Source organism: Saccharopolyspora antimicrobica, from assembly GCF_003635025.1.
Taxonomy (GTDB): domain Bacteria; phylum Actinomycetota; class Actinomycetes; order Mycobacteriales; family Pseudonocardiaceae; genus Saccharopolyspora; species Saccharopolyspora antimicrobica.
In genome coordinates this window covers 1,055,089-1,081,262 of the sequence record NZ_RBXX01000002.1, presented here as the reverse complement: position 1 = coordinate 1,081,262, position 26,174 = coordinate 1,055,089, and the positions used below count along the sequence as shown (strand labels likewise).

Genomic DNA, 26,174 nt, shown 5'->3' with positions numbered 1-26,174 from the left:
CGGCCCGCCGGTTGTCACGGATGCACCGGACTCGTCGGCGGAACCGGCCGGCCGTACGGGTACGGCGGCTCGATGTCCTCCTCGTCGTAGGCGCGCTTGATCTCCGCCCGCAGCCGTCGCTGCACCGACCACTGGCGGCCGGGCCGGACCTTGACGGTCAGCCGCAGCGTGATCGTGTCGGCGGTGATCTTGTCCACGCCCAGCATCTCCGGCGGGTCCAGGACGTCCTTGGACAGCGGCTCGCGCGATGTGGCGTCGGTGGCCACCTTGGTGGCGACCGTGATGGCCTTCTCCACGTCGCTGGTGTGCGAGATCGGGAAGTCCACCACCGCGAAGGCGAAGCCCTGGCTGGAGTTGCCGACCCGGAGGATCTCGCCGTTGCGGACGTACCAGACGGTGCCGTTGATGTCGCGCAGCGTGGTGACGCGCAGGCCGACGGCCTCCACGGTCCCGCTGGCCTCGCCGAGGTCGACCACGTCACCGACCCCGTACTGGTCCTCGACCAGCATGAACATGCCGGACAGGAAGTCGCGCACCAGGTTCTGGGCGCCGAAGGCGACCGCGACACCGAGCACACCGGCCGAGGCCAGCACCGGCGCCACCTGGATGCTCAGCTCCTGCAGCACGTAGATCGCGGCCAGCCCGTAGATCACCAGCGAGGCGATCGACTTGAGCACTGAGCCGATGGTCCGGGCGCGCTGGATCCGCCGCTCCGAGAGCAGCTCGGCGGTCAGCGAGTCCGCCCGGCGCTCCCGCAGCGGGGTCAGCAGCTTCGGGGGCTTGCCGTTGCCGCGGGTCAGCCGGTTGATCGTGCGGTGCACCAGCCAGCGCACGATGAACGCGACGAGCAGGATGAGCGCGATGTGCAGCGGCGTCGCGATGAGCACCTCGGAGTACGACGCCAGCCAGTTGTTGCCGGTCCAGCCGTAGACGGTGTTGCACCAGCCCGGTTCGTTGGCACACTTCGGTTCGGTCAAAAGCGGCAGTTCCATGGGTTCGGGGGTCTCCATGCTGTCGTTCAAGTCCCGCGAGTTCGGTGTCCGCACCGACTCGCACGCGAACCGCACCGCCCCGAGCGTCGTGCGCGCCCCGCCGCGCACGAAACTCGACCAATCGGCTGCCGGACCGAGTTCGGGGGCTCAGTCCAGGATCAGCCCGGTGGCCTCCGCGAGGAAGGCGAGCTGGTCGGTCGCGAGCCCCACAGTACGGGAAACCGAGCGCGCGGAATGCCCCACCTCGGTCTCGCGGCGCAGCAGAATCGGACGTTTCGCCGGGTCAGAGCTCGTGGCGTGCTGCAACGCCGCGCACATCTTGCGGGCGTGATTCGGGTCAACCCGGGTGTCCGACTCGAACACGGTGAACAACACCGACGGGTAGTCGGTCTGCTCGGCGACGTTGTGGTACGGCGAGTAGGACAGCAGCCAGCCCAGCTCCTCCGGGTCGTCGGCGGTGCCGTACTCGTCGTTCCAGGTGCGGCCGAGCAGGAACTTCTCGTAGCGCACCATGTCCAGCAGCGGCGCCGAGCACACCACCGCGCGGTAGAGGTCCGGGCGCTGGGTGAGGGCCGCGCCGACCAGCAGACCGCCGTTGGAGCCGCCGGAGATCGCCAGCTGATCGGCGGTGGTCCAGCCCTCGTCGATCAGGTGCTGCGCGGCGGCGTGGAAGTCGTCGAAGGTGTGCTGCTTCTGCTCGCGCATGCCGGCTTCGTGCCACTGCTCGCCCTCCTCGCCGCCACCGCGCAGCGACGGCAGCGCCCACACGCCACCGGCGGCTACCCAGGCCAGCGCGGACGGCGTGTAGCCGGGCTCGCGGGACAGCGAGAACCCGCCGTAGCCGGTCATGAACACCGGGCGCGGGCGGTCCGGCTCGGCGGCCGGGCTCAGCAGGAACATCCGCACCGGCGTGCCGTCCAGCGACCGGTAGGTGACCTGCTGGGTGTGCACCGCGGGCAGCTCGACGGCGCCCGGCGCGCGCTGGTCCAGCGCGACCTCGCCGGTGCGGTGCGCGTAGGCGTGCACGCAGGGCGGGGTGGCGAAGTCGGTCCAGCCGATCCACAGCCGGTCCCTGTCGTGCTCGGTGTCCTCGTCGACGGAGGTCAGCGCGGTGACCTGGCCGGTGCCGGGCAGCGGAACCTCGCCGGTGCGCTCCCCGGTGGCCGGGTCGTGCAGCGTCACCTCCGACACCGCGTGCCGGGTGCGGAGCACGACCAGCTGCGGGTCGCCGTCACCGGTGTCGAACCAGCGCACCGCCTCCAGCACCGAATCCGGCTGCTCGGCGATCAGCTCCGTCCAGTGCTCCGGCTCGGGCCGCTCGGGATCGGCCACGCACAGCCGCCAGCGCGGCGCGTCCAGCGTCGTCATCACGTACAACCGGCCGTCGCGCTCCACCCACGCTCCCACCCGGTAGCCGTCCGAGGTGTCCACGACCTGCCGCATCTCGGGCACCTCGGCGCCCGCGGTCAGGTCGGCGATCCACACCGAGTCCCGCCGGGCGGTGCCGGGGCTGCCCTCGATCACCAGCCAGCGGCCGTCCCGGGACACCCGGGTGCCGTAGTAGAACGTGTGGTCCAGGCCCTCGCCGTGCACCAGCAGGTCGGCGTCCGGGTCGGTGCCGACGCGGTGGCGCCACACCCGCCGGTGGAACTGCTCCTCGCCGTCGGGCACCAGCTCCGGGGCCAGCCGCCGGACGTAGAAGTACTCCGCGCCGCCCGGCATCCAGGCGATCGTCGAGTAGCGGCAGCGGTCGATCGGTCCCTCGACCAGCTCGCCGGTGGTCACGTCCAGCACGTGCAGCAGCGACTCCTCGTCGCCGCCGACCGAGATCTGGTACGCCAGCCGGTCGCCCTCCAGGCTCGGCGACCAGCTGTCCAGCGTGGTCAGCCCGGACGGGTCCAGCGCCGCGACGTCCAGCAGCACGCGCTCGCTGCCGTCGCGATCGCGCACGTAGAGGACCGGGAACTCCTGGTCGGGCTCGCGGCGGGTGAAGAACGCGCGTCCGGCGCGCCACGCGGGCGCGGAGACCGAACCGGCCGCCAGCAGCGAGCGCATCCGCTCGGCGACGGCTTCCCGTCCCGGAAGCGCGTCCAGCCAGGTGCGGGCGAGCTGGTCCTGCGTCGCCGACCACGCCTCGGTGCGCGCATCGGCCGGGTCCTCCAGCCACCGGTAGGGATCGGCCACCTGGTGGCCGTGCAGGTCATCGACGACGTCGTCGCGGTCGGCGGTGGGGTAGCGCAGCTGGGCTTGAGCGTCGGTCACGTCCGCGACGATACGTGCCCGGGGTGCCGGCCAGTTGATCTCGACGCGCCGGTTTCACCGGAAACGAGCATCGCCACCGGCGCGCGTCGTTGCCGGAAATGGCCTTGATCCAGAAGAATCGACGCAGGTTCGGCGCCGCGGGTGTCGAATCACACGTGCGTTCGGACGGGGTTCTGTGCTGAACTTTGCCCGACACCGGTGGAGGTGGTCGCGTGCCCGACCGACAACCGACCCGACAACCGGCGCTGAAGGCCACGAGCCTCGCGTCGCGGGCCTCGCTGTGCCCGCCGAGCCGTGGCGCACTGCCGCAGCTCGACCGGCCTCCCGGTCACGCGCCGTCCTGGCGCAAGCGGCGGGTCCTGCTGCTCAACACCACGTTCGAGCCGCTGACGGCGCTCCCGCTGCGCCGCGCGATCGTGCTGCTCGTCTGCGGCAAGGCCGAAGTGGTGCACGGCGATTCGGCCGGCATGGTGCTGCACTCGGCGAGCTCCGCCGTCGAAGTCCCGTCCGTCATCCGGTTGAGCAACTTCGTGCGAGTCCCGTACCGCGGCCGGACGCCGTTGACCCGCGCGGCCTTGATGCTGCGGGACAACCACCGGTGCGTGTACTGCGGTGCTCGCGCCGAAACGATAGATCACGTAGTGCCGCGCAGCCGAGGCGGCCCCCACACGTGGGAGAACTGCGTCGCCTGCTGCACCAAGTGCAACCACCGGAAGGCGGACAAGACGCTGAGCGAGCTGGGCTGGCGCCTGCCGGTGGCGCCGCGCGCGCCGCGAGGACGGCACTGGCGGCTGCTGGCAGGCCTGTCGGAGACGGACCCGCTCTGGTTGCCCTACCTGGGCGAACCGGCGGCCTGACGCGGAAGCGGCGGACCGGGTCGTGACGCGGTGCGAACTGCGCCACGCCCGGTCAGCTGATCCGCACACCCCGCTGCCCGCTGACCCGGACGCCGCGGCTGATCCGCACACCGCTGGAAATCCGCACGCCGCTCCGCCCGCTGATGCGCACGCCGTGCTGGCCGCTGATGCGGACGCCGTGCTGTGCGCTGATCCGGACACCCTGCTGTGCGCTGATGCGGACGCCATCCCGCCCGCTGATGCGCACACCGTGCTGTCCACTGATGCGAACCCCTCGCTGCGCGCTGATCCGCACGCCATCCCGCCCGCTGATCCGCACACCGTGCTGCGCGCTGATGCGGACGCCATTCCGACCGCTGATGCGCACGCCTTCTTGGCGCCCGCTGATGCGAACTCCGTGCTGGCAACTGATGCGAACACCGTGCTGCCCGCTGATCCGCACACCGCGCTCACCGCTGATCCGCACTCCGCTTTGCCCGCTGATGCGCACGCCGCTCTCACCGCTGATGCGAACGCCGTTCTGTCCGCTGATGCGCACGCCGCTCCGCCCGCTGATGCGGACGCCCTGCTGTCGATCACTGATCCGCACACCTCCGGACAGGCCGCTGATGCGCACACCGGTCTGGGCGGTGCTGTGTTCGCGCAGTGGTCGGCCTGCGGTCAGACGAGTGAGGGCGCTGCTCTGAGTGGCGGTTTCGATGATCGACATTGTGTGCCTCCCGCATTCAAATGAGGTTTTGAGCGCGTGTGATCAAATATGCAAGACCCATACAGGTGAAAAACTAGGAGCGGAGACCCTCAGGAACAAGCCGCCAAGTCGCCGCGCATTGCAACCGTCTGGTTGGACTCCATTCGGTGGCAGCGATTAGCCTGAACGAGTTACTTTAAGTGATGTATAACACTCTTGACTAGTAACCGTACGTAGTTCTTCGGGTCTCACCTCTGCCTCGACCAGTGGAAACCCGAACCGGGGACGTGCGGAGCCCCGGCTTCGCGGCGGCCGGCCCGCGGCGACGCGGGGCGGATCCGAGCGGTGATCGATCACGCCGATCATGCACCGTGCGAGGTCGTGGCGCATGAGGCGGTGGTCATCGGCTACCGTACTGGCGTGACTGTCGTGGAGACTGTGCTCGCTCTGGCGGTGATCCCAGCGGCCATCTACGGCCTGATCGTGCTCATCGCGATGTGGCCGAAGCTCACCCGCCCGCGTTATCGAGCGGGGCAGAAGTGGGACTTCGCGCCGGTGTTGTGGGTGGCCAATCCGGCGGGCGTGAACAACGCCGTTCCGATGGCGGACGTGGAATCCGAGGCCGCGGCGGAGGACGCGCGGCCCAGCACTGCTCGGGGAGGCGCACGTGGCAACTGGTGAGGTCGCGGGGCGGCCCGCGGACGCGCGGGAGCTCAGCACCGGTGAGGCCCTCACGGCCACCGGTCGGCTTTCGATCGCGCGCCGCGTGGAGCCCGATCGCCCCGCGCTGCCGTTCAACCCCGGCCAGCTCGCGCGGCTCGACGAGGCGCTGACGCTGTCCAGCCGCAGCACCGGCCTGGAGTTCGGCATCTACCTCGGCGACCTCGGCGAGGAGACCCGCAAGCAGGCCGAGGAGCTGCACGCCGACCTCGGTCCGCGCGCGGCCGAGGGCGTGCTGATCGCGGTCTCGCCGGGCCAGCGCAAGTTCGAGATCGTCACCGGCGACGAGGCGCACCGGCGGATCCCGGACCGCAGCTGCCAGCTGGCCGCGATGAGCATGGTGGCCTCCTTCAAGGAGGGTGAGCTGATCGAGGGGCTGATCGGGGCCCTGCGCATGCTCGCGGACGCGGCGGGCACCTCGTACCCGGAGTCCCGCGCCCACCACTGACAGCGCATTTTCTGCCGCCAACGGCCCGTTCGCCTCGTGAGACGAGGTGCGCGGGCCGTTCGCGTCAGAGCAGGTCGAAGCTCTGGAAGTTCTGGAACATCTCGTAGGTCGACGACGTGGTGCCGACCGCGCCGGAGCGCCGCGCCTGCTCGCCGTACTGCTGCTGGAGCTGCTGGCTGCTGAACACGATCACCGGCGTGTCCACGCCGAGGTCGCGGAGCTCGCGCAGCAGCGCGAGCCCGGCGTCCGGCCGCCACCTGCCGTTCTCCTGCCTGCCCATGTCCTCCACGATCAGCCGGTAGGGGCGCTGCGAGAGCTCGGCCAGCGCCGCGTCGGTGGTCGTGACCATGGTGACCCGCACCCCGTTGTCCCGGAGCTGCTCGGCCAGGATCGCGTGCGCCTGCGGCTTCTCGGCGACCCAGAGCACGGCGAACGGTTCCGGCCCGACCGGTTCCCGCACCGCGGGCAGCTCGCCGTGACCGTCGCCGTTGCCGGAAGGCACCCGATCGGGCGGCTCGCCGTTGCCCTCGACGGGGAAGTCCGGGCCGTCGGGCAGGGCGGGCACCGGGACGACCGCCTTCACCGGTGGCTCCGCGACGCCGGCGCGGTCGCGCTCGGCCAGCTCCTTGCTGAGCGTGCTGAGCTGCCGCTGCAGGTCCTGGATCATCTCGTTCTGCTGGTCGTTGACCTGGTGCATGGTGAGCTTCTGGCCGCCGATCTCGAACTCCAGCTCGCGCTTCTCGGCGGTCCGCAGCACGCGCCCGATGGCGCGCCGGAACACGACGATCGCGAGCAGCGCGATCAGCGGCCACATCAGCTGGGCGACCGCGGTGATCAGCTCGGGCATCGCCGCTCCCACCCCTCACGCACCCGGAGCACGCACCTGACGCAGTGCACCTGTCCGATCACCATGCGTGTCCGAGTGGTGACTTGCAAAGACCAGCGGCCCGAACCTCGCCCACCCGGGTGGTTGCCGAGGAGCGTCCGCCGAGGCCGCACGTGGTGAACGACCTCGGTCCCGACACGCCGTCGCGTGTCAGGAGCGGGCGCGATTTCAATGGAAATCAGACGTCCGATTTCCATTGAAATCGCGTCCCGGACGCAACGGAGGGCGTCGCCGGCCGAACTGGTCGGCCGGCGACGCCCTCCGCACATCACCGGATCGGGTCAGGAGCGGTCGAACTCCCGAGCCGCCAGGGCGCGGACGATGCCCGCGCGGCCTTCCGAGACCAGGCGGCGCAGCGCCGGAGCGTGCTCACCGGCCAGCCAGGCGTCCGCGGCCGAGACCGTCTCGTCGGTCACCGCCCACGACGGGAACAGGCCGATCACCGTCGGCTGCGCGCGCTCGCTGGAGCGGCGCTGCCAGACCTCGTCGATCTCCGCGAAGTAGCGCTGCACGTAGGAGGCCAGCAGCTCGCGCTGGGCCGGGTGCTGGAAGCCCGCGATGATCGCGTCGCTGACCGCGTTCGGCAGCTGGTCGTCGTGCACCGCGCGCTGCCACGCCTTCTCCTTGGACTCCGGCGTCGGGATCAGCGCCCGCGCCCGCTCCGCGCGGCGGCGGCCGGTCGCGGTCTGGTCCTGCTCCAGCTCCGCGTCGATCTCGGACTCACCGGCCGCGCCGTGCGCGACCAGCGCCTGCAGCAGCGCCCAGCGCAGGTCGGTGTCGACGGTCAGGCCGGCCAGCGGGGCCGACCCGTCCAGCCAGCCGCGCAGCTCGGCCACCTGCTCGGCGGACAGCACCGAACCGGCCAGCGAGTTGACGAACGCCAGCTGGTGGTCCGAACCGGGCTCGGCGGCGCGGGCCAGCTCGAAGAGCCGGGCGCTGAACCGGCGCCAGCCCTCCGCCTGCCACGACGGGTCCACGTAGGACCCGAGCGCGGTCTGGGTCTGCAGCAGGACCCGCTGCACCACGCCGATCTGGCTCTCCGCGCCGATACCGCCCGCGGCGGAGGCGCCGAGCACCAGGGTGACGAAGTCGCGCGCCTTGAGCTCGGCCTCGCGGGTCATCTCCCACGCCGTGGACCAGCACAGCGCGCGCGGCAGCGACTCCTCGATCTCGCCGATCCGGTCGATCAGCGTCGCCAGCGAGTCGGGGTCGAAGCGCAGCGAGCAGTAGGTCAGGTCGTCGTCGTTGACCAGCACCAGCTTGCCGCGGTGCACGCCGACCAGGTCCGGCACCTCGGTGACCTCACCGGTCACGTCGAGCTCGACGCGGTGCTTGCGCACCAGCTTGCCGCCCTCGTCGTCGTAGATGCCGATCGCCAGCCGGTGCGTGCGCAGCTCGCCGGCCCCCGGTCGGGCGCCGTTCTGCACCACCGAGAACGAGGTGAACCGGCCCTCGTCATCGGTGCTGAACCGCGGCCGCAGCATGTTCAGGCCGGTGGTCTCCAGCCACTGCGCGCTCCACCACGACAGGTCGCGGCCGGAGGCCTCCTCCAGCGCGCGCAGCAGGTCGTCCAGGGTCGCGTTGCCCCAGGCGTGCCGGTCGAAGTAGACCCGCAGCCCGGCCAGGAAGTTCTCCAGCCCGACGTAGGCCACCAGCTGCTTGAGCACCGAGGCACCCTTGGCGTAGGTGATGCCGTCGAAGTTGACCTCCACGGCCTGCAGGTCCGGGATGTCGGCGGCCACCGGGTGGGTGGAGGGCAGCTGGTCCTGCCGGTACGCCCAGGACTTCTCCACGCTGGCGAAGGTCGTCCACGCGCTGTCGTACTCGGTGGCGCCGACCTGCGCGAGCACGCTGGCCCAGGTGGCGAAGGACTCGTTGAGCCACAGGTCGTTCCACCAGCGCATGGTCACCAGGTCGCCGAACCACATGTGCGCCATCTCGTGCAGCACCGTCTCGCAGCGCCGCTCGTAGAGGTAGCCGGTGACCTTCGACCGGAAGACGTAGTCCTCCAGGAAGGTCACGCAGCCGGCGTTCTCCATCGCGCCCGCGTTGAACTCCGGCACGAAGCACTGGTCGTACTTGCCGAACGGGTACGGCACCCCGAACGCCTTGTGGTAGAAGCCGAAGCCCTGCTTCGTCTCGGTGAACAGCCGCTCCGCGTCGAGGTGCTCGGCCAGCGAGGCGCGGCAGTAGATGCCCAGCGGGATCTCGGCCTGGCCGTCCTCACCGGGGAAGACGTCGCGCCACTCCGCGTAGGGCCCGGCCACCAGCGCGACCAGGTAGGTCGACATCTTCTCGGTGGTGGCGAAGGTGTGCCGCTTGACGCCGTCGGCCGCGTCGGCGACCTCCGCGGTGGCGTTGGAGATGACCTTCCACGACGCCGGGGCGTCCACCGTGATCCGGTAGACGGCCTTGAGGTCCGGCTGGTCGAAGCAGGTGAACATCCGCTTGGCGTCGGCGGTTTCGAACTGGCTGTAGAGGTAGACGCCGCCGTCGACCGGGTCGATGAACCGGTGCAGGCCTTCACCGGTGTTGGTGTAGGCGCAGTCGGCGCGCACCACGAGCTCGTTCTCGGCGGCCAGGTTCGGCAGCCGGATGCCGGTGGACTCGTCGTAGTCGGAGACGTCGAGCTCGACGCCGTTCAGCACGGCACCGCGCACCCGGTCGGCTACCAGGTCGATCCAGCTGTCGACCCCCGCCTGCGCGCTGCGGAACCGCACCGTGGTGGTGGAACCGAACGTCTCCACGTCCGGCCCACCCGCGCCCGCGGACAGGTCCAGTTCGATGTCGTAGGACTGGACCTCCAGCAGCGCAGCGCGCTGCTCGGCCTGTTCGCGGGTGAGGTTCGGCGGGGCCACGGATCACCTCGTTGCTCGTCGGGACTGGTTGGTCCAGGCACGCCCGGCGGCGACCTGGCGCAGGAATCAAATCACGACCGCGTGCGGGCCCGCGCCCCGGCGTGGTCCGCGCGGAAGCTCGGCGTGTCGGGAAGATAATCGCCCGCACCGGGGTTTGTTCCCTCGGAGGAGCGCATCCGAAAGCGCCCGCCGACGATTCCCCGAGATCCTGGAGGCCGCATGACGTCCACCGCCCGCCCGCGCGTCGACTTCTACTTCGACCCGGTGTGCCCGTTCGCCTGGGTGTCCTCGCGCTGGATACTCGAAGTCGAGAAGGTGCGCGACATCGATTTGCACTTCCGGGTGATGAGCCTGTCGGTGCTCAACGAGGGCCGCGATCTGCCCGCGGACTACCGGGAGCTGCTGGACAACGCGTGGGGCCCGGTCCGGGTGGCCATCGCCGCGGCCAAGCACCACGGCGACGAGGTGCTGTCGCCGCTGTACACGGCGCTGGGGACCCGCCTGCACGACCGCGGCGAGAAGGACTACGCGCAGGTCATCCGCGACTCGCTGGCCGAGGTGGGGCTCCCGGAGTCGCTGGCCGACGCGGCCACCAGCACCGACTACGACGAGGAGCTGCGCGCCAGCCACCACGCCGGCATGGACCCGGTCGGCGACGAGGTCGGCACCCCGACCCTGCACGTCGACGGGGTGGCGTTCTTCGGCCCGGTGATCACCCGCATCCCGCGCGGAGAGGAGGCCGCGAAGCTGTTCGACGGCGCGGTCGCCCTGGCCTCCTACCCGTACTTCTTCGAGCTGAAGCGCACCCGCACCGAATCGCCCCGCTTCGACTGATCTTCGCGGGGGATCGGGTTTTTCCCGGTGTTACCGGAGTTTCCGGTGGTGGGCGCGGAAACCGGCTCCGGCCGGTCGCCGCGCCCACGACTACGATCCGCGGTGTGATCCCGCACGAGTGGCCGAAGACGGAGTCCGAAGCCGTCGCGATCCAGGAGCGCCTGCGCCCGCTGGTCCGCATCGAAGAGCCACCGCCGATCCGCACGGCAGCGGGCCTGGACGTGGCCTACCGCGACGAGGACGAGATCGTCGCCGCGATCACCGTCCTGGACGTGACGACGTTGTCCGTTGTGGACAGTGCAGTGGTGCGCGGGAAGGCCGAATTTCCTTACATACCAGGCCTGTTCGCCTTCCGCGAGGCGCCGCCGCTGCTGGCGGCGTTGGACGAGCTGTCGGTTCGGCCGGACGTCCTGGTCTGCGACGGCCAGGGCTTGGCCCACCCGCGCCGCTTCGGCCTGGCCTGCCACCTCGGTGTCCTGACGGGCCTCCCCGCGATCGGCGTGGGCAAGACGGCGATGGGCAGCTACGAGCCGCCGGGCGAGGAACGGGGTGAGTGGTCACCGCTGCACCTGGACGACGAAGTCGTCGGCAGGGCCCTCCGCACCCAGAGCGGCGTGAAGCCGGTCTTCGTCTCGGTGGGCCACCGCTGCACCCTCGACGCGGCCTGCGAGCTGGTCCTCCGCCTGACCCCGAAGTACCGCCTCCCGGAAACCACCCGGACAGCCGACCACCTGGGCCGGATGCAACCTTGAGGTCCCGGTGCCTCGTCCACGAGAGCCCGGGAGCTGTCCGCCGAGCGAGCCGGCCGGTGGATGTCAGACCGCGGAGCCGCGACGGACGTCGAAGAGATCGGTCCGGTTGAGGTGGAAGACTTCGAAGAGCGTGTCCGCGCCTTCGTTCTCGACGAATTCGACCTCGGCGTTCGTGATCGGAACCAGCGAGATGAGCTGCAGGGTCGGCGCCTGGTCGTTCGGGAAGAGGTTGAACGCTTCGTCGAACAACGGGCTGGTGTGCGCGATGACGGCGGTGATCTCGGTTCCCTCGACGATGGGCTGATCGTTCTGGAAAACCGAGCCGTATTCCATTCCCGTTCGGTTCCGGATGATCATCGAAGCGATCGAGTCGACCAGGTAGTGCGCGATGTGCTGCTGGTCCGATCGCAGCGAGCAGACGAGTTCCTCCGGCATCATCGAGGTGATCGGCTGGAAGCGCAGTCCGTTCGTCACCACCGTGCTGACCGACGATTCCTCCGCGCGGTAGAACGCCAGGTCGTAGCCGCGGTTTCCCCTGTCGGACTTGGCGGATTCGACCTGCCGCACGGGGCCGAGCCGCTGTTCGAGGTGTTCGAGGAGGCCGGGGGACGGCTGGGAGGTTGACACGGGAGCTCCTTTTCCTGGCGTTTCCCGGTTCGAGGACGTGGTGCTGCGCGCACGATCTGATCCAGGGGTGCGACCCTATCAGCGGCGCGGATCGCCGAGTTTCGGCGCTCCTTTGTAAATCTGGTCCGGATCCGTCGGTGCGAGTGGAATCGGGGCCAATGTCTCGTTCTGGAAGAGCTTCTTGAAGAGGGCCGGATATTCCCCGTAGCCGGGGTCCGTCGACTCGTGCCCGTGGCCCTCGTTCTCCTCCTTGAGCTCGAGCCGGTAGTGGCCGGGGTGGTCGTACATGCTTTCGTACTGCTGCGTGGTCATTTCGTGGTTGAGCGCGAAATGCCGCTGCCGCCAGTACTCGTAGTCGTCGAGGTGGCCCATGTGCGACCGACCGGATTCCGGGATGGTGAATTTGTCGTGCGGAGGTGCCGGCGGTTCCTCGCCGTTCACGTACCAGTCCGGCGGAGTCGTCTCCACTCGGCGGCCGTTGTCGATTTCGTAGAACCGAGGTGTCGTTCCGTCCTCCTGCATCATCACCGGAATGGGGCGATCGGACACCGCGCACCGGTAGGAACCGTCCGCGTTCATCGCGGTGTTCTGGTAGACGGCGTACTTCGTGCCTGCCGAGAACGACGGGCGATCGCCTTCGTAGACGTACCGCATCAGGTTGTCGTCGTTCCTGAGGTGATCGGGTGTGTCCGGCGTCGGTTCGAGCGTGCCTTCGCGCTCCACCCACGCGCCGTTGCCGTTGTCCGCGTCACCGTCCCAGCGCAGCAGCGGGCCGGATTCGCCGCTGCGCAGCCGGGCTTCGTGCCCGCCGTCGTAGAGGTAGTACTTCTGCGGAAGCGCGTCGCGCCGCCTGTCGATCTCGTCGGGATCGAGCGGCGTCCGGTTCCCCCGCGCCTCGGCGTCGTCGGGTTGGGAACCCGGATCCTCGCCGTCCCGGGACGGGTGGAAGCCGTCGTTGCTGGCCGGGGTCTGGGTGCCGTCCGGGTTGTGGGTGTCCCAGCCTCCGTTCGGCGGCCAGCCCGGGCGGCCGTCGGGGCCCATGTCGGAGGCGAAGACGCGGCCGTTGCCGTCGGTCCAGGCCAGGCCGCGGGGCGCCGTCACCGGGACGCCGAGCTCACGGGAGAGGTCTCGGGCCAGGCCGCTGGTGCCCGCGTCGCAGGAGAGCAGGCGGATCGGCTTGCCGTCCCAGTTCGGGTCGCGGCGGAGCATGTCCGCGAACTCCTGCGCGCTGAACGTGCGGTCGCCGACGCGGACGCGGCCGTCCGGCAAGGCGTGCACGTCGACCGTGTGGTGGACGCCGTCGTCGGGCACCCGCTGCGCGAGGTCGCGCATGTTCGGGTCGGTGTGGAACGACGAACCGCCCGGAGTGGACTCGCGGTTGGCTTCGGCCTCGTCGATCTGCTGCTGGCGTTCCGGGGTGCCCGGTTCCGCGTCGCCGTCGCGGTGCGGATCGGTGTCCGGGCGGTTCTCGGGCCCGTCCGGGCCGGAGTCCTTCGGGCGCGACGGGTCCGCGCCGTCCGGGCCGGAGCTCTTCGGGTCGTGGGTGCCCGCATCGGGCCTGGTGCCCTGCGCGTCGGGCGTCCTGCCGTCCGGGCGCGGAGCCGGGTCCGGACGGGCGCCGTCGGGTCGCGGTGCGGTCGTGTCCGGGCGTGCGCCGTCGGGACGTGGCGCAATGTTGTCGGGGCGCGGTCCGGCTCCGTCCGGTCGCGGTGAGGTGTCCGGACGTGGCCCTGCACTGGTGGGGCTTGTCGTCCCGTCCGGTCGTGGGCCGGTGCTCTCCGGACGCGGCGGAGCGCTCGTGTCAGGGCGCGCCGGGCCGTTGGGCCTCGGGTTGGTGTCCGGCCGTGCCTGGCCGCTGTCCGGTCGTGGCCCGGTTCCGTCGGGGCGCGGTGGGCCGTCCGGTCGTGGAGCGGCACCGTCAGGGCGCTGGCCGACCGGGGGAGTGGTCGGTCCGTTCTGCTGCGGACGTGGTGGTCCGCCGTCGGGACCGCGGTGGGGCGGCACTGCTGGAGGTGCGTTGTGCGGGCGGGGCGGTGCCGTCGACCCGCGCGGTGCCGCGTCGGTCGGGCGGCCGCCGTCCTGGCGTGATGGGCCGGGTCGGCCGGTGTCCGGTCGAGGGCCCGGGTCGCCGCCGATCGGGCGGGCTGCCGCGCCGGGCGTGCCCGAGGTCCCGGTCCAGCCACCGCCCGATCCCGGGCGGCTGCCGCCGCCACCTGCCGGCGCGCCTCCTGCGGCACCTCCCGGGCCACCGGCCATGCCGCCCATGGCGCCACCGCCCGCCGCGCTGCCGGTGGAACCGGCTTGGTCGCCGCGAGGTGCGTTGGGCGTCGGCATCGGCCCAGCAGCGGTCGGACCCGCCGCCATCGGAGCGTCCACGTTGGACGAAGTCGTGCTGGCCGGGGTGTTCGGGGAGGTGCTGGTGTCCGGCTGCGCCCCGCCTCCTGCGCCGCTGGGCGGTGCTCCACCGCTCGCGCCGCCGCCGTGCGGGACACCTCCGCCCCCGCCGCCGTGGGGGATTCCGCCACCGGCTCCGCCGCCGCCATGCGGGGCTCCGCCGCCACCGCTGTGCGGGACGCCTCCGCCAGCACCGCCGCCCTGCGGGCTTGCGCCGCCGCTCGGGTTGTTGCCACCGGAACCCGGGTTTCCGCCGCCGCCAGGGGAGTCGCCCGCGGTCGTGTGGGACGTTCCGCCGCTCGAGGACGATCCGGCGGTGTGGTCGGCTTGCGGGCCAGGCGTCGGGTTGCTGCTGCTCGATGGGTCGGAGCCGGACGAGTGGCTCACGCTGCTGGTGTCCGGAGTGGAGCTGCGCGGCGTCGAGCTGTCACCGGAGCCGTGCGACGAGCCGCCGGAGTCCACACGGGACTGACCGGATTCGCCTGACGAGCGCGGCGAATCCGAGGAGCTCGTGGAACCGGTGTCCGAACGCGGTGAATCACCTTGCGAGGACGCGGAATTCGAGCCGCCTCCGGAGTTCCCATCGCCGCTGCTGTGCGAGGAGCCGGAACCACCTGCCGTGGAATGGGAATCGGTGCTGCCGTTCGGGGAACCGCCTTGCGACGAGCTGGAGCTGCCGCCCGGAGAACCGTCGCCGGGAGAACCGCCGGAGCCCGTGCCGCCGTCGCCGCCGTGGCTCGTCGTCGACACCCCACCGTCGGAGCCAGCGGTGGAATCGCCGCCCGAGCCGCTGCTGCCGTCACCGGGCCGGCCGGTGGGCCCTCCGTCGGACCCAGAACCACCGGAACTCGTGCCGGACGGATCCGTGCTGCTGGAACCGCTGCCGTCGCCACCGGAGGTCGGCCCGCCAGAGCCGTTCCCGCCGGAGCTCGTGCTGCCGTCGCCGGAACCATTGCCGCCGGAGCCCGATCCGCCGTCGCCACCCGAACCGTTCCCGCCCGAGGTCGGTCCACCGCCCGAGCCGTCGCCGCCGGTGCCACCGGTGCTGGTGTCGGGGACGTCGACGTTGCCCGCCCGGCCGAGGGCTTCGCCGCCCGCGCCCATCCCGGCGCCGGTCACACCGCCGGACAGCGCACCCGTGCCGACCTCGCCCCAGTCGACCTTGCCCTCGGTGATCAGCTGCTCCGCGACGCTGCCCACCGCGCCTTCGGCGGCGCCGAGCGCGCCCTCCTTCAGCGCCGTCTTGCCGAGCGCCGCCGCGGCGTTCTCCGCCGCTTCGCCGGCGGCTTCGCCCGCCGCGTCGCCCGCTGCGCGGCCCGCGGTCGTGGCCGCTCCGCCCGCGGCGTCGCCCACCGCTTCGCCTGCCTGCTTGCCGAACGCCTTGCCCGCGCCCTCGAACACGCCGCCCACGGCTCCGCCGATGGCGCCGGAGATCGCCGCGTCCTTGAACTTGCCGCCGTCGAAGCCGTCGCGCTCACCGGAGGCGATCTGCACGCCCTGCACCGCGAACTCGATCGCGACCGAGGTGGCGATCTCGATGGCGACGTTCTTCAGGATGCTCATGACGAGCTGCCGGAAGATCTGCATCACCACGGTGCGGGTGACCGCCTGCGCGGCGGCGATTCCGGCGGTCGATGCGCCGAAGGTGACCGGAGCGGCTGCGATCATCGCCGCGATCTGGATGGCCAGCGCGATCAGCGAGGCGATGATGGTCAGCTTGGTGTGCTCGACGTCCAGCGCTGCGTCGTCGCAGGCCTTCGCGAGCTTCTCGCAGGCCTCCTTCAACTTGGGCAGCGCGGCTTCGCCGCCGTCGCCGATGTCCTTCCACAGCTTGGCGAACGCGTCGGAGGTCTGGCCCTCCATCGCGCCCTTGGCCTGCTCGGCACCGCGGTTCGCGGCGTCGTTGACGCTGCCGATCCCCTCCGCTGCGGTGCGCCACGCGTCGGCCATGCGGCGCATGGCGTCCTCGTCGCCCTCCGGCCAGGACTGGCCGACCACGATCGGCAGCAGCCACTTGACCTCGTCGGGCATCTCGATGCTCACGAAACATCCACTCCCTACGAGGGCATGCCCGAGCCGGACCGGCCGATGTCCGATGCCGATCCGGCATCGCTGGACTCGGTGTCGTCGGCGGTGGCCTTGAGGTTGTCGTCGATGTTGCCCAGGGCCTCGACGACCTTCTGCAGGCTTTCGAAAACGCTGTCGCGGCCCTGGGTGTAGTCCTTGGCGAAGGTCTGCCCGGCCTCGTCGCCGCCCCAGCACTCGCCCTCGCCGTCCAGCGCGGACTTCAGCGCGGTCAGCACCTGGTCGAGGTCGTCACCGGAGTCGCCGATCTTCTTGCCACCGGTGCGGATCTCCTCGGGCTGCATCCGCATCTGGTCGCTCATCGGCGGCCCCCTCGCCGGTTGTCGTCCCAGTTCCAGTCGTCGTCCCAGTCGTCTTCCGGCTTGGTGCGCACCTGCGGCGGTTCGGACCGGTTGCTCGACGCGGCTGCGGTGTCCTCCTCGCGGCGCTGCCTGCGCTCGAGCTCGGGATCGGGCGGCTGGACCAGCGGGCCCCGGGTCAGCAGGCCGGCCAGCGACGGGACGCCGGGGATCTCCGGGACGTCGGAGGTGTCGGCCAGCGGCGCGAACTCGGACTGCAGCTGCCGCTGGGCGGTGCCGGACGCCTCGCGGATCACGCTGGTGATGCTGCGCGCCAGCTTCTCGGGAGTGGTGCGCTCGAACGCCTTCGACGACAGGGCCAGCTCCTGCACGGTCCCGGTCGCGTCCACCCGGACGGTCACCATGCCGTCGTCCGAGGCGACCTCGAAGGTCTGGCGCGCGGCCGCGTCCTGCTTCTCCTGGATCCCGGCGGTGCGGCGGCGCAGGTCGGAGAGCATGGTGTCGATCTGGTCCCGCAGTGCGGCATTGCGCGCGGCCAGGTCCTGGCGACCTGCCTCGAAGTCGTCACGTCCGGACATGCTCGCCTTCCACCTGTCCTTCGCCGTCGAAACCACGAGCCGCGAGTGCGGGAATCGGGACACCCGTTCGCAGGGTGTTCAGAGAAGGATGACGTTCGCGTTATCGGAACGGTGCCGCAGGTGGCGCAAATGACTCTGAACGGCCTAGTGAGAGATGCGTTCGGAGCAGCTTTTTCGGGCCGTCTGCGCGTTGTGCCGGGTTCCGGGCTGGTCAGGACCGGTTCAGCGCGATGCGGGTCGTTTCCGCGGGATAGGGCGAGCGGCGGAGGGCCTGTTCCGCCGAAAGGCGGCCGAGCCGGTGGTCCCGGCAGAGCCCGGCGACCGCGGCGAGTTCGGCTCGCTGGGCGCGCACGAACTCCGGGCCGACAGGCTCGCCGTGGCCCGGCACGACGACGGCGGGCGCGAGCGCGAGGATTCCGTCCACCGCGGCGGGCCAGGATTCGGGGCGGGCATCGCCGAAGTCCGGCGGGGCGCCCTGCTCGACGAGGTCGCCCGCGAACACCACTCCGGCATCGGGCACCGCGATGACCAGGTCGTGATCGGTGTGGCCGGAGCCGGGGTGGATCAGCTGGACGGTGCGACCGCCCAGGTCGAGGTCGGCGCGGTCCGATACCAGTCGGTCCGGCTGGTCCGGGGCCGACCGGGCGAGCGCGTCGGCGATGTCGTCGGAGCCCTCGCGGCGGTAGTGCGCGACCCACTCGGCGCGCTGCTGATCGGCGGTCGAGGCCAGGAATCCGGGGCAGCGCTCGTGCGCCCAGACCGGTGCGGGCAGGAAGGCGCTGGTCCCGAAGCAGTGGTCGAAGTGGCCGTGCGTGATCGCCACCTGCCACGGCAGCGCGGTGATCCGCCGCACCGCGGCGGCCAGCTCGGCGCCCTGCGCGTGATCACCACGGGTGTCGATGACCAGCGCGAACTCGCCGCCGAGCACCAACCCGACGGACAGGTCGAGCTCGTCGTAGCGCCGCACGAACACGTCCGGCCCGACCTCGTGCCAGCTCACGAGGCTTCCAGGAAGCCGTCGCGCAGCACCGGTGCGGTCCGGCTGGCGTTGACGGCTGCGGCCAGGTCGACGTCGTGGGCGAATCCCATCTCGGCGAGTTCGCGGCCGGAGTCGCAGTCGGCGAGCAGGTCGGCGACGTTGTCCCGCACGGCGACGAAGGCGGCGGCTGCGAGTTCGGCTTCGGGGGAGCGGCGGCCGGGCAGCGCGGTGATGATCGCGCCCGCGCCGAGCAGGTCCTCGATGGCAGGCCGCAGCTCGCCGTCCCGGCGCTCGCCGCCCGCGACCACGCCGACCGGCCCGCCGACGCGCGCAGCGGCTGCGGCCACGGCCTCGGCATTGCGCAGGCAACCAGCGAAAACGGTCGCGTTCCCGGCGGAGGAGCACAGCGTCGCGCCGTTCGGCGACGGCAGGCCCAGCCGGGCGTCCGAGGGGATGGTCTGCAAAGAGGACGGGCTCAGCGACCAGTGCTTGTGGCTGCGCGCCCAAGCCAGCACGATGTCGTCCGGAATCGTGTCGTACCGCGAGCGCATGGGCAGCACCCGCGCTCCGCGGCTGGTCGCGATGTCGACGGCGGTGGAGAACGAGAGCACGTCGACGATCACCAGAACCGGGAATTCCGACATAGCGCGCAGGCCCGGCAAACCCCAGTCCACGTGCACATCGACGCTGGTCATGTCGGGAAGGGTAGCCAGTGTCGCAACCCCGCCTCGATCAGCCGCACCGCAGGGGACCGTGACGCAATCCGGCCACGAGAAACCCCCGAAACGCGAGATCACGCCCGAACGCAACCACCACTGTCAATCGCGGGGAGGCGGATCTGTCAGACTGCCGACGTGCGCGTCTACATCGGCTCCGACCACGCCGGATACGAACTCAAGAACCACCTCGTCAAGTGGCTGACCGACAAGGGTCACGAAGTGACCGACATCGGCCCCGCGGAATACGACGCTCAGGACGACTACCCGCCCTTCTGCGTTGAGACCGCTCGCCGCGTCGTCGCCGACGAGGGCAGCCTCGGGCTGGTCCTCGGTGGCTCGGGCAACGGCGAGCAGATCGCCGCGAACAAGGTCCCCGGCGCGCGAGCCGCGCTGGCCTGGAGCGTCGAGACCGCCAAGCTGGCCCGTCAGCACAACAACGCGCTGCTGGCCGGCGTCGGTGCGCGGATGCACACCGTCGAGGAGGCCGAGGCGATCGTCGAGGCCTTCCTGACCACGGACTTCGAGGGCGGCCGCCACCAGCGGCGCATCGACCTGCTCACCGACTACGAGAAGACCGGCGAGCCCCCGGCGCTGCCCGGGAACTGACCGATGGCACCAGCACGCCCCGCAGTGCTGACACCGCTCGTGGCGGTGGCGGCGACGGCGGTCGGCGTGCTGGTGCTCTTCTTCGGGCAGAGCACGCTCTCGCCGACCCTGGTGGAGGCGCTCTGCCCAGCGCCGGACTGCGCGCTCGGCATCGGCCTGTGGCTGATCGTCGGAGCGGTCCTGGCGCCGCTCATCTCCCTCATCGCCGGATTCCTCCTCCGGCGCAGCGATCGGCCGGTCGGTCGTGGCCTGCACATCGCGCTGTGGTGCGTGGCGGCCTACCTCGCCGAGTCGGTCGTGCTGTGGATCACCGTCTGACCAGGAACAAGCGCTGACATGCCCGAAGGCCACACCCTGCACCGGCTCGCCGGGGTGCACGACGAGCTGTTCGCGGGCACGCGAGTCCGGGTGGGCAGCCCGCAGGGGCGCTTCGCGTCGAGCGCTTCGCTGCTCGACGGCTCGGTGCTGGAACGCGCGGAAGCGCACGGCAAGCACCTGTTCCACCACTACGGCCCGGACCGGATCGTCCACGTCCACCTCGGGCTCTACGGCACGTTCAGCGAATCCGAGCTCCCGGTGCTGGAGCCGCGCGGCCAGGTGCGGATGCGGATCGTCGGCGAGACGCACTGGACGGATCTCCGCGGCCCGACGGCCTGCGAACTGCTGACCGGCGACGAGGTCGAGACCTTGCGGGCCCGGCTGGGCCCGGACCCGCTGCGCGCCGACGCCGACCCGGAACGCGCCTGGACGCGGATCTCCCGCTCCCGCACGAGCATCGCGGCGCTGCTGCTGGACCAGAAGGTGCTGGCCGGGGTCGGCAACGTCTACCGCGCGGAAGTGCTGTTCCGGCACGGCATCCCGCCCTACACGCCCGGGCGCGCGCTCACCCGCGAGCAGTGGGAGCTGATCTGGGCGGACCTGGTCGAGCTGATGACCGACGGGGTCCGGGTGGGGCGCATCGACACGGTGCGACCGGAGCACATGCCCGAGGCCACCGGCCGCGCGCCGCGCCAGGACCGGCACGGCGGCGAGGTCTACGTCTACCGCCGGGCGGCCATGCCCTGCCTGATCTGCGGCACACCGGTCGCCACCGCGGACCTCTCCGGCCGCAAGCTCTACTGGTGCCCCACCTGCCAGCCCGAGTGACCCGACGCGCCACTGGTGCGTCGGGCCCCGACACGCCGACGTCTGGCCCGTCCGGGGAAGGACTTCCGCAATTTCAATTGAAATCAGACGTCTGATTTCAATTGAAATTGCATCGGTCCGGGATCGACGGGTGACCGAGGGAGTTCGTCGGGTCCGTCAGAAGCCGAAGTCGCCGAAGTCGCCGAAATCGCCGCCGGTGTCCGCGCCCGGGTCGCCGAAGTCCGCGCCCGGGTCGCCGGTGTCCATGCCGTCCTGGTAGCCCTCCGCGTAGGCCGCTTCCGCCGGGACTCCCGCCATTCCGCCGAACAGGGCGCTCATCAGCACGAACGAGCCCACGCCCCAGGCTCCTGCGACCAGAGCGGGCTTCCACCACGGCTCGCTGTACCAGCCCTGCGGCACCGGGCGGCCGGCCACCGTGCCGCCGGGGTAGAAGTGCGGCGTCTGCTCGCTCGGATTCGGCGAGGCCACCTGCTGGCGGCCCTCCACCTCGACCTCGCGGACCTCGGTGACCTTGCCCGCGCCGCGCTGGCCGGACAAGTCGGGCAGCTCGGGGCCCGGGTCCATGTCCATGGCGATCCGCGCCGCCCGCACGTAGTAGAGCCCCTCCAGCGCGGATTCGCTGGTCAGCCGGGCCTGCTGCTCGGTGGTGGCCTGATCCAGCTGGGAGACGGCGGCGCCGTGCCGCTCCGAGGCGTCGGCCAGCGCCTGCTTGGCGGCCTCGTTGGTGCCGATCAGGTTGAGCACCTGCCCGCCGAGCCGCTCCACCCAGCGGCGCGCTTCGGCCTTCGCGTCCGCCAGCTGCTTCTGCTGGTGCTCAAGGGCCTTCTTGCGGGACCACCAGATCGCGGCGGCGATCACCACGAGTGCGACCGCGATGATCAGGACGGCGGTGTTCACCGGAGGACCTCCCCGAAAACCGGACTAATCGGTCCACATCGACAGTACCTCGACCATCGCACGAACGGGTGATCAGAAGCCTTCCTGGCAGTGCGGTGCGCAGTCGGTCGCGAACGCCCGGGACGTCGCGACCAGCGCCCCCGGCTCGTGCTCGACGACCCTTCCGGAGCGCGCCAGCGCGGCCAGCGCGCTGCCGCCCAGGTACGCGGCCGCGAGATCGGTGATGTCCAGCGAGAGCTGCCCGGCGTCCTCCGTCCGGATCGCGGTGGTCGAGCCGGTGGCGTCGGTGCGCAGCCGCCAGCGGCCTTCGTTCCACGGGCAGAAGCGGTCGGTGACGTCGAGGACCACGTCGACCGGAGCGGCGTAGCGGCGGGTCATCAGCGCCCGGTCCAGGTCGACCAGCCGCACCCACAACCCGTCGACCACCCGGCGGTCGACGGCGCGCGGGTCGACGAGCATGTCGAGCACCGGCTCGTCGATAGCGGCCTTGCGCCAGTGCACCTCGGCGACCAGGTCGAAGTCCAGCAAGTACCGCCACAGCGCGGCGTAGGCCTGCGGGGTCGTGGCCACGAGCTCCGCCACGTGCAGCTGGTATGCGGGGCCGCGCGGAGTCCACGCCCGCTTGGCCCGGTAGATGACGTATCCGTCGGGGTGCACCGCGAACCGGGGCGCGCTGAGGTCGCTGCGCACGGCGGGCCAGTCCAGCACGCGGGCCTGCCAGGAGCCGTCGCTGCGGGACAACCAGCCGGTGCGTGCCGCCGCGGCCGCTGAGTAGCAGGCCTGCGCGATCTCCGTTCCCTGCTCCCGGCCGACCTCGCGGACCCGCCGTCCATCGACCTCCGCGGTGGGCAGGAACGCGGCGCCGCGCGGCACCACCAGATGGCTCTCGAAGCTGGCCGGCGCGTAGCCGAACCGGCCGTAGATGCCCGCTTCCGACGCGAACAGCGCCGCGATCGGCGTGCCGTTCTCGTGCAGCGCGTCCAGCTGGGCACGCATCAGCGCGGTCAGCACGCCGCGCCGCCGGTTGCCCGGCGCGACGCCCACACCGGTCACCGCCCCGACCGGGCACTGCGCCGGCCCCGGCACGGTGATCTCCTGCTCCAGCCGCGCGGCCCCGCCGATCATCTCGTCGCCGTCGAACACGCCGTGCGCGTGTTCCATGCGGAACGCGGGGCCGTACAGCTCACCTGAGGACTTGAGCGAATCGTTGAGGAACGCGGCGGAGAAGACGTCGAAGAACGCTTCGGCCTCGTCGGCCCGGAGGCTGCGCGTGCGGAGCTCACCCATGCAGCCTTGATACCGATCCCGTCGAGGCCGGGCGACCCAGGTGGTGGTCGATTTCGCGCGAAATCGACGCGGGGCCGCCTCGGTGGTCAGGAGCCGAGGGGCACTTCGGCGACCTTCTCCCACTCCGAGCAGGAGTGGTCGCGGTTGAGCTTCACCAGCGACAGCGTCGGGAGCTTGGCCGTGGTCGGCTCCACCTGGGTTCCGCTGAGCGTGGCGACCGCGAAGATCGCCGGGCCGTCGGTGGTGGAGTGGGCGAGGCTGACGTGCTTGTCGACGTCCTCGGGCTCCGGCGGCACGGCCGCTTCGCCGAGCACGTCCGCCAGCGCCTCGCGCACCGCGGTCCGCAGCTCGATGATCGTCGACTGCGGCTCGGCGGGCAGCGACAGCGATTCCGGCTGCACCACGGCGTGGTGGAAGGCCAGGGTGAGCGGCAGCACCGATTCGAGCCGCTTGCGGGTGGCCGCGACCAGCGGTTCGATCCGCGCCTCGTCGATCTCGTCGGTGAACCCGATCTCCTGGACCAAGATGTGCATCCACTCCAGCGGGACGAGGTCGAAGCCGGGCAGATCGCGCAGCGCGTACTGGTAGTCGTTGACCAGCTTGCGCAGCCCGGGCTGGTCGGAGAGCGGCAGCAACCAGGCGTAGCCGGTGCGCCCGGCGCGCCAGCCCGGGCGCCAGCGGGCGTGGTTGCGGACCTGGTCGACGTGCGGCATATCGGTCACCCCTCACATACTGCCCGGAGCTTTCCGGTGGCGGGGTGCGCTTGACCTATCTCACGGTCTCGGCCGGTTCGCGGTCGCCCCGTCGCCCGCGCGGGCGGTCGAGGCTGGCCGCGGCGTCGGCGTCGCGCACTCGCAGCGCCAGCAGGATACCCAGCACCGCGAACGCCGCCGAGACCAGGAACGCTCCGTGGTAGGCGCCGAGCTGGACCTCGGCCAACGAGGTTCCGGGGTCCATTGTGGACTGACCGCGTTCGGTGAGCACGACCAGCACGGTGGCGACGATGGCGGTGCCGAGCGCGGTGGCGACCTGCCTGCTGACGTTGAACAGCGAGCTGGCCTGCCCCATCTTCGGGCCGGAGACGCCCGCGAAGGTGGCGGTCTGCAGCGGGGTCATCAGCAGACCCATGGCCACGCCCTGCACCACGAGCAGCCCGACCAGGTAGCCCAGTGAGGTGGTCAGCCCCTGCAGCTGCAGCCCGGCGCAGATCGCCACCTGCACCGCGAACCCGGCCAGGATCAGCCGCTTCGGGCCGATCCGGCCGTAGACCCGGCTGACCACCTGGGTCGTCAGCAGCATGGCCACTGCCTGCGGCATGAGCACCAGCCCGGCCCCCATCGGCGACACCCCGCGCAGGTTCTGCAGGAAGAGCGGCAGCAGGAAGAGGATGCCGAACATCGAACCGGTCTGGCACAGCAGCAGCAGGTTGCCGGTGCCGAACATCCGGTCGGCCAGCAGCCGCAGGTCCAGCATCGGGTGGCGGACGGTCAGCTCCCGCCAGATCAGCCCGGCGATGAGCAGTCCGGCGACGAGCAGGCTCACCCACACCTGGGGAGTGCCCCAGCCGAGCTGGGCACCCTGTTCGAGGCCGTAGAGCAGCGAGGCCAGGCCGATGCCGGCGAGCAGGAAGCCGGGCAGGTCGAAGCGCCCCGGATCGGTGCGCTCCTCCTCGCGCAGGTACAGCACGGCGCACAGCAGTGCGAGCGCCCCGACGGGCACGTTGATGAAGAAGATCCAGCGCCAGTCGGCGTACTCGACGAGCACGCCGCCGAGGACCGGGCCGAGCATCGGCGCGACGGTGATCGGGATGGACAGCACCGCCCCGGCCTTCGCCCGTTCGTTGGCGGGGAACGCCCGGAAGAGCATGGCCTGCCCGACGGGCACCAGCATGCCGCCGCCGACGCCCTGCAGGACGCGTGCGGCGATGAGCATCCACAGCTCGGTGGACACCCCGCAGAGCACCGAGGCCAAGGTGAAGATGATCACGGCGGCCTGGAAGGTCCGCTTGCTGCCGAACCGGTCGGCGATCCAGCCGGAGGACGGGATGAACACGGCGAGGCTGATCATGTACCCGGTCAGCACCCACTGCAGCGCCCCGGGCCCGACCTGGAACTCCCGCCCGAGCGTGGCGAGCGCCACGTTCAGGATGGTGACGTCGAGGATCTGCATGATCAGCGCCAGCACGAACGTGATCCCGACGAGCCACTTGTACTCGAGCCGCCGCACGAAACCCCCAAGAAGACCGAAAGAAGAGCAACCCGCCCGCCCGGAAAGACGAACCACTCCCAGAGTGACGCAAGACCCCGACAAAACCCAACCGATTTCACGCCCACCACCGAACCCAGGAGATCAACGACACCATCCTGAACACTGGGGTGACCCGGCCCGGGGCAAAGAAGATCGAAACCTCGCCCACCAAGGCATCGGCCTCGAAGCGGTGTGCGACCAACCCCGAACAACGCATCACCCCGAGCCAGTGGCTCGGAGTGGCCAGGCGAGGAGCGTCGCCACCAGGCGATACGCGGTGATACAAGGGTGGGCCCGGCGAGAGGTGGTACGGCCGGTCCGGGGTTGCGGAAGGTTCAAAGCGGCGGGTGGTCACCCTGAGTGGTGTAGCGATTTCAATTGAAATTGGACCCGCAACGTTCCCGACGGAGCCTGCGGTGAGGAGCATCCAATTTCAACCGAAATCGCGGAGGACCGGCACTACACGCTGACGCAGTGGGGTGGGGGTGAGGGTGAATCCGGCACTACGCGTTGACGTAGTGGGGTGCGGTGGTGCGAAGAAGACGCCCCGAACAACCGGCTGGTGAGAATCCAGGCCGGGAACCCTCGCTAAGTCGGGGAGCCGTCCAGAAAGCAACCCCCGCTCCGTGGGGGCCTGGGGGGCTCGGCCCCCCAGATGTCATGGCGGAGAGTTGAGGTCGGCGCTTTCCGCCGACACACTCCACCCAAACTCGGAGCGGGCGACGGGAATCGAACCCGCGTAGCCAGTTTGGAAGACTGGGGCTCTACCATTGAGCTACGCCCGCGTGCTGGTTTCGCCGTTCCCGCTGGGGTTCGGCGACCTTGCGTGCCACAGCTTAGCGGGTCGCGATAGGCTCTTCGCAACGCACCCGGGGTTCTCGGGTGCGTCGCACGTCGGACGGGGTGTGGCGCAGTTTGGTAGCGCACTCGCTTTGGGTGCGAGGGGTCGTGGGTTCAAATCCCGCCACCCCGACGTCCGCGGCCGGTCGCCCGCTTCTCGCGGGCGACCGGTT

At 70.9% G+C, this 26,174-nt stretch carries 23 protein-coding genes and 2 tRNA genes; 10 read left to right on the top strand and 15 right to left on the bottom strand.

The window, feature by feature from the left end; all coding sequences use genetic code 11:
- Positions 1–14 precede the first annotated feature (14 nt).
- Positions 15–992 (bottom strand): mechanosensitive ion channel family protein, encoded by a 978-nt coding sequence (locus ATL45_RS05725; RefSeq protein ID WP_093152611.1) that lies wholly within the window; start codon positions 990–992, stop codon positions 15–17.
- 147 nt (positions 993–1,139) lie between these two features.
- On the bottom strand, positions 1,140–3,254 hold the full coding sequence (locus ATL45_RS05720) for a prolyl oligopeptidase family serine peptidase (protein ID WP_093152432.1): 2,115 nt from the start codon (positions 3,252–3,254) through the stop codon (positions 1,140–1,142).
- Between the two features lie 212 nt (positions 3,255–3,466).
- Here ATL45_RS05720 and ATL45_RS05715 point away from each other — a divergent pair, with 212 nt between their 5' ends.
- The 4 genes from ATL45_RS05715 to ATL45_RS05700 all read left to right on the top strand — a co-directional run bounded on the left by ATL45_RS05715 (position 3,467) and on the right by ATL45_RS05700 (position 5,967).
- Positions 3,467–4,111 carry an HNH endonuclease gene (locus ATL45_RS05715; protein ID WP_235863474.1) on the top strand — a complete coding sequence of 215 codons (645 nt, stop codon included), beginning with the start codon at positions 3,467–3,469 and terminating at the stop codon, positions 4,109–4,111.
- Between the two features lie 22 nt (positions 4,112–4,133).
- Positions 4,134–4,844 (top strand): hypothetical protein, encoded by a 711-nt coding sequence (locus ATL45_RS39285; RefSeq protein WP_177241970.1) that lies wholly within the window; start codon positions 4,134–4,136, stop codon positions 4,842–4,844.
- A 375-nt stretch (positions 4,845–5,219) separates the two neighbouring features.
- Complete coding sequence (ctaJ, locus tag ATL45_RS05705; protein WP_093152606.1) at positions 5,220–5,480, top strand: aa3-type cytochrome oxidase subunit CtaJ; 261 nt, start codon at positions 5,220–5,222, stop codon at positions 5,478–5,480.
- Positions 5,467–5,967: a DUF5130 family protein gene (locus tag ATL45_RS05700; protein ID WP_093152430.1), complete on the top strand. Its 501-nt coding sequence runs from the start codon at positions 5,467–5,469 to the stop codon at positions 5,965–5,967. Before ctaJ ends, ATL45_RS05700 begins: the two co-directional genes overlap by 14 nt.
- A 64-nt stretch (positions 5,968–6,031) precedes the next feature.
- Here the strand turns inward: ATL45_RS05700 and ATL45_RS05695 are convergent, their stop codons facing one another.
- Together ATL45_RS05695 and pepN are read right to left on the bottom strand one after the other, a co-directional pair.
- The gene (locus ATL45_RS05695) at positions 6,032–6,814 is read right to left on the bottom strand and encodes a DNA-binding transcriptional response regulator (protein ID WP_093152428.1); all 783 of its coding nucleotides are present in this window, start codon (positions 6,812–6,814) and stop codon (positions 6,032–6,034) included.
- 320 nt (positions 6,815–7,134) lie between these two features.
- Positions 7,135–9,711 carry an aminopeptidase N gene (pepN, locus tag ATL45_RS05690; RefSeq protein ID WP_093152425.1) on the bottom strand — a complete coding sequence of 859 codons (2,577 nt, stop codon included), beginning with the start codon at positions 9,709–9,711 and terminating at the stop codon, positions 7,135–7,137.
- Positions 9,712–9,930: 219 nt separating this feature from the next.
- Here pepN and ATL45_RS05685 point away from each other — a divergent pair, with 219 nt between their 5' ends.
- Together ATL45_RS05685 and ATL45_RS05680 are read left to right on the top strand one after the other, a co-directional pair.
- Entirely contained in the window at positions 9,931–10,545 is a 615-nt protein-coding gene (locus ATL45_RS05685; protein ID WP_093152423.1) for a mycothiol-dependent nitroreductase Rv2466c family protein, read from the top strand.
- Between the two features lie 104 nt (positions 10,546–10,649).
- Complete coding sequence (locus tag ATL45_RS05680) at positions 10,650–11,297, top strand: endonuclease V (RefSeq protein ID WP_211841184.1); 648 nt, start codon at positions 10,650–10,652, stop codon at positions 11,295–11,297.
- A 63-nt stretch (positions 11,298–11,360) separates the two neighbouring features.
- On the opposite strand, the gene ATL45_RS05675 is transcribed toward ATL45_RS05680, so the two are convergent.
- From ATL45_RS05675 to ATL45_RS05650, 6 genes are all read right to left on the bottom strand, one after another.
- Entirely contained in the window at positions 11,361–11,924 is a 564-nt protein-coding gene (locus tag ATL45_RS05675; protein WP_093152420.1) for a suppressor of fused domain protein, read from the bottom strand.
- A 78-nt stretch (positions 11,925–12,002) separates the two neighbouring features.
- A complete protein-coding gene (locus ATL45_RS05670; RefSeq protein ID WP_093152418.1) occupies positions 12,003–16,361 on the bottom strand; it encodes a WXG100-like domain-containing protein in 4,359 nt (1,452 codons plus the stop codon).
- Between the two features lie 14 nt (positions 16,362–16,375).
- Positions 16,376–16,705 (bottom strand): WXG100 family type VII secretion target, encoded by a 330-nt coding sequence (locus ATL45_RS05665; RefSeq protein WP_235863476.1) that lies wholly within the window; start codon positions 16,703–16,705, stop codon positions 16,376–16,378.
- Positions 16,702–17,280 carry a YbaB/EbfC family nucleoid-associated protein gene (locus tag ATL45_RS05660; RefSeq protein ID WP_093152415.1) on the bottom strand — a complete coding sequence of 193 codons (579 nt, stop codon included), beginning with the start codon at positions 17,278–17,280 and terminating at the stop codon, positions 16,702–16,704. Before ATL45_RS05660 ends, ATL45_RS05665 begins: the two co-directional genes overlap by 4 nt.
- Before the next feature lie 211 nt (positions 17,281–17,491).
- The gene (locus ATL45_RS05655) at positions 17,492–18,280 is read right to left on the bottom strand and encodes an MBL fold metallo-hydrolase (protein ID WP_093152413.1); all 789 of its coding nucleotides are present in this window, start codon (positions 18,278–18,280) and stop codon (positions 17,492–17,494) included.
- Positions 18,277–18,954 carry a 2-phosphosulfolactate phosphatase gene (locus tag ATL45_RS05650; protein WP_093152410.1) on the bottom strand — a complete coding sequence of 226 codons (678 nt, stop codon included), beginning with the start codon at positions 18,952–18,954 and terminating at the stop codon, positions 18,277–18,279. Before ATL45_RS05650 ends, ATL45_RS05655 begins: the two co-directional genes overlap by 4 nt.
- Before the next feature lie 159 nt (positions 18,955–19,113).
- Here ATL45_RS05650 and ATL45_RS05645 point away from each other — a divergent pair, with 159 nt between their 5' ends.
- From ATL45_RS05645 to ATL45_RS05635, 3 genes are read left to right on the top strand one after another with little or no spacing between them, the layout of a single operon-like run.
- Positions 19,114–19,584 (top strand): ribose-5-phosphate isomerase, encoded by a 471-nt coding sequence (locus tag ATL45_RS05645; protein ID WP_093152408.1) that lies wholly within the window; start codon positions 19,114–19,116, stop codon positions 19,582–19,584.
- Positions 19,585–19,587: 3 nt separating this feature from the next.
- Positions 19,588–19,902, top strand: coding sequence for a hypothetical protein (locus tag ATL45_RS05640; protein WP_093152405.1), 315 nt, complete (start codon positions 19,588–19,590; stop codon positions 19,900–19,902).
- A gap of 18 nt (positions 19,903–19,920) precedes the next feature.
- On the top strand, positions 19,921–20,730 hold the full coding sequence (locus tag ATL45_RS05635; protein ID WP_093152402.1) for an Fpg/Nei family DNA glycosylase: 810 nt from the start codon (positions 19,921–19,923) through the stop codon (positions 20,728–20,730).
- Between the two features lie 156 nt (positions 20,731–20,886).
- On the opposite strand, the gene ATL45_RS05630 is transcribed toward ATL45_RS05635, so the two are convergent.
- The 5 genes from ATL45_RS05630 to ATL45_RS05610 form a co-directional block, all read right to left on the bottom strand.
- On the bottom strand, positions 20,887–21,627 hold the full coding sequence (locus ATL45_RS05630) for a coiled-coil domain-containing protein (RefSeq protein ID WP_093152400.1): 741 nt from the start codon (positions 21,625–21,627) through the stop codon (positions 20,887–20,889).
- A gap of 72 nt (positions 21,628–21,699) precedes the next feature.
- Positions 21,700–22,914, bottom strand: coding sequence for a GNAT family N-acetyltransferase (locus tag ATL45_RS05625; RefSeq protein WP_093152396.1), 1,215 nt, complete (start codon positions 22,912–22,914; stop codon positions 21,700–21,702).
- 86 nt (positions 22,915–23,000) lie between these two features.
- Positions 23,001–23,627, bottom strand: a complete 627-nt coding sequence (locus ATL45_RS05620) for a 2'-5' RNA ligase family protein (RefSeq protein ID WP_093152393.1) — start codon at positions 23,625–23,627, stop codon at positions 23,001–23,003.
- Positions 23,628–23,682: 55 nt separating this feature from the next.
- Entirely contained in the window at positions 23,683–25,140 is a 1,458-nt protein-coding gene (locus tag ATL45_RS05615) for an MDR family MFS transporter (RefSeq protein WP_093152390.1), read from the bottom strand.
- A gap of 735 nt (positions 25,141–25,875) precedes the next feature.
- A tRNA-Gly gene (locus tag ATL45_RS05610) sits at positions 25,876–25,946 on the bottom strand.
- Between the two features lie 114 nt (positions 25,947–26,060).
- Here ATL45_RS05610 and ATL45_RS05605 point away from each other — a divergent pair.
- Positions 26,061–26,134: transfer RNA gene (locus tag ATL45_RS05605), tRNA-Pro, on the top strand.
- The last annotated feature ends 40 nt before the right edge of the window (positions 26,135–26,174 follow it).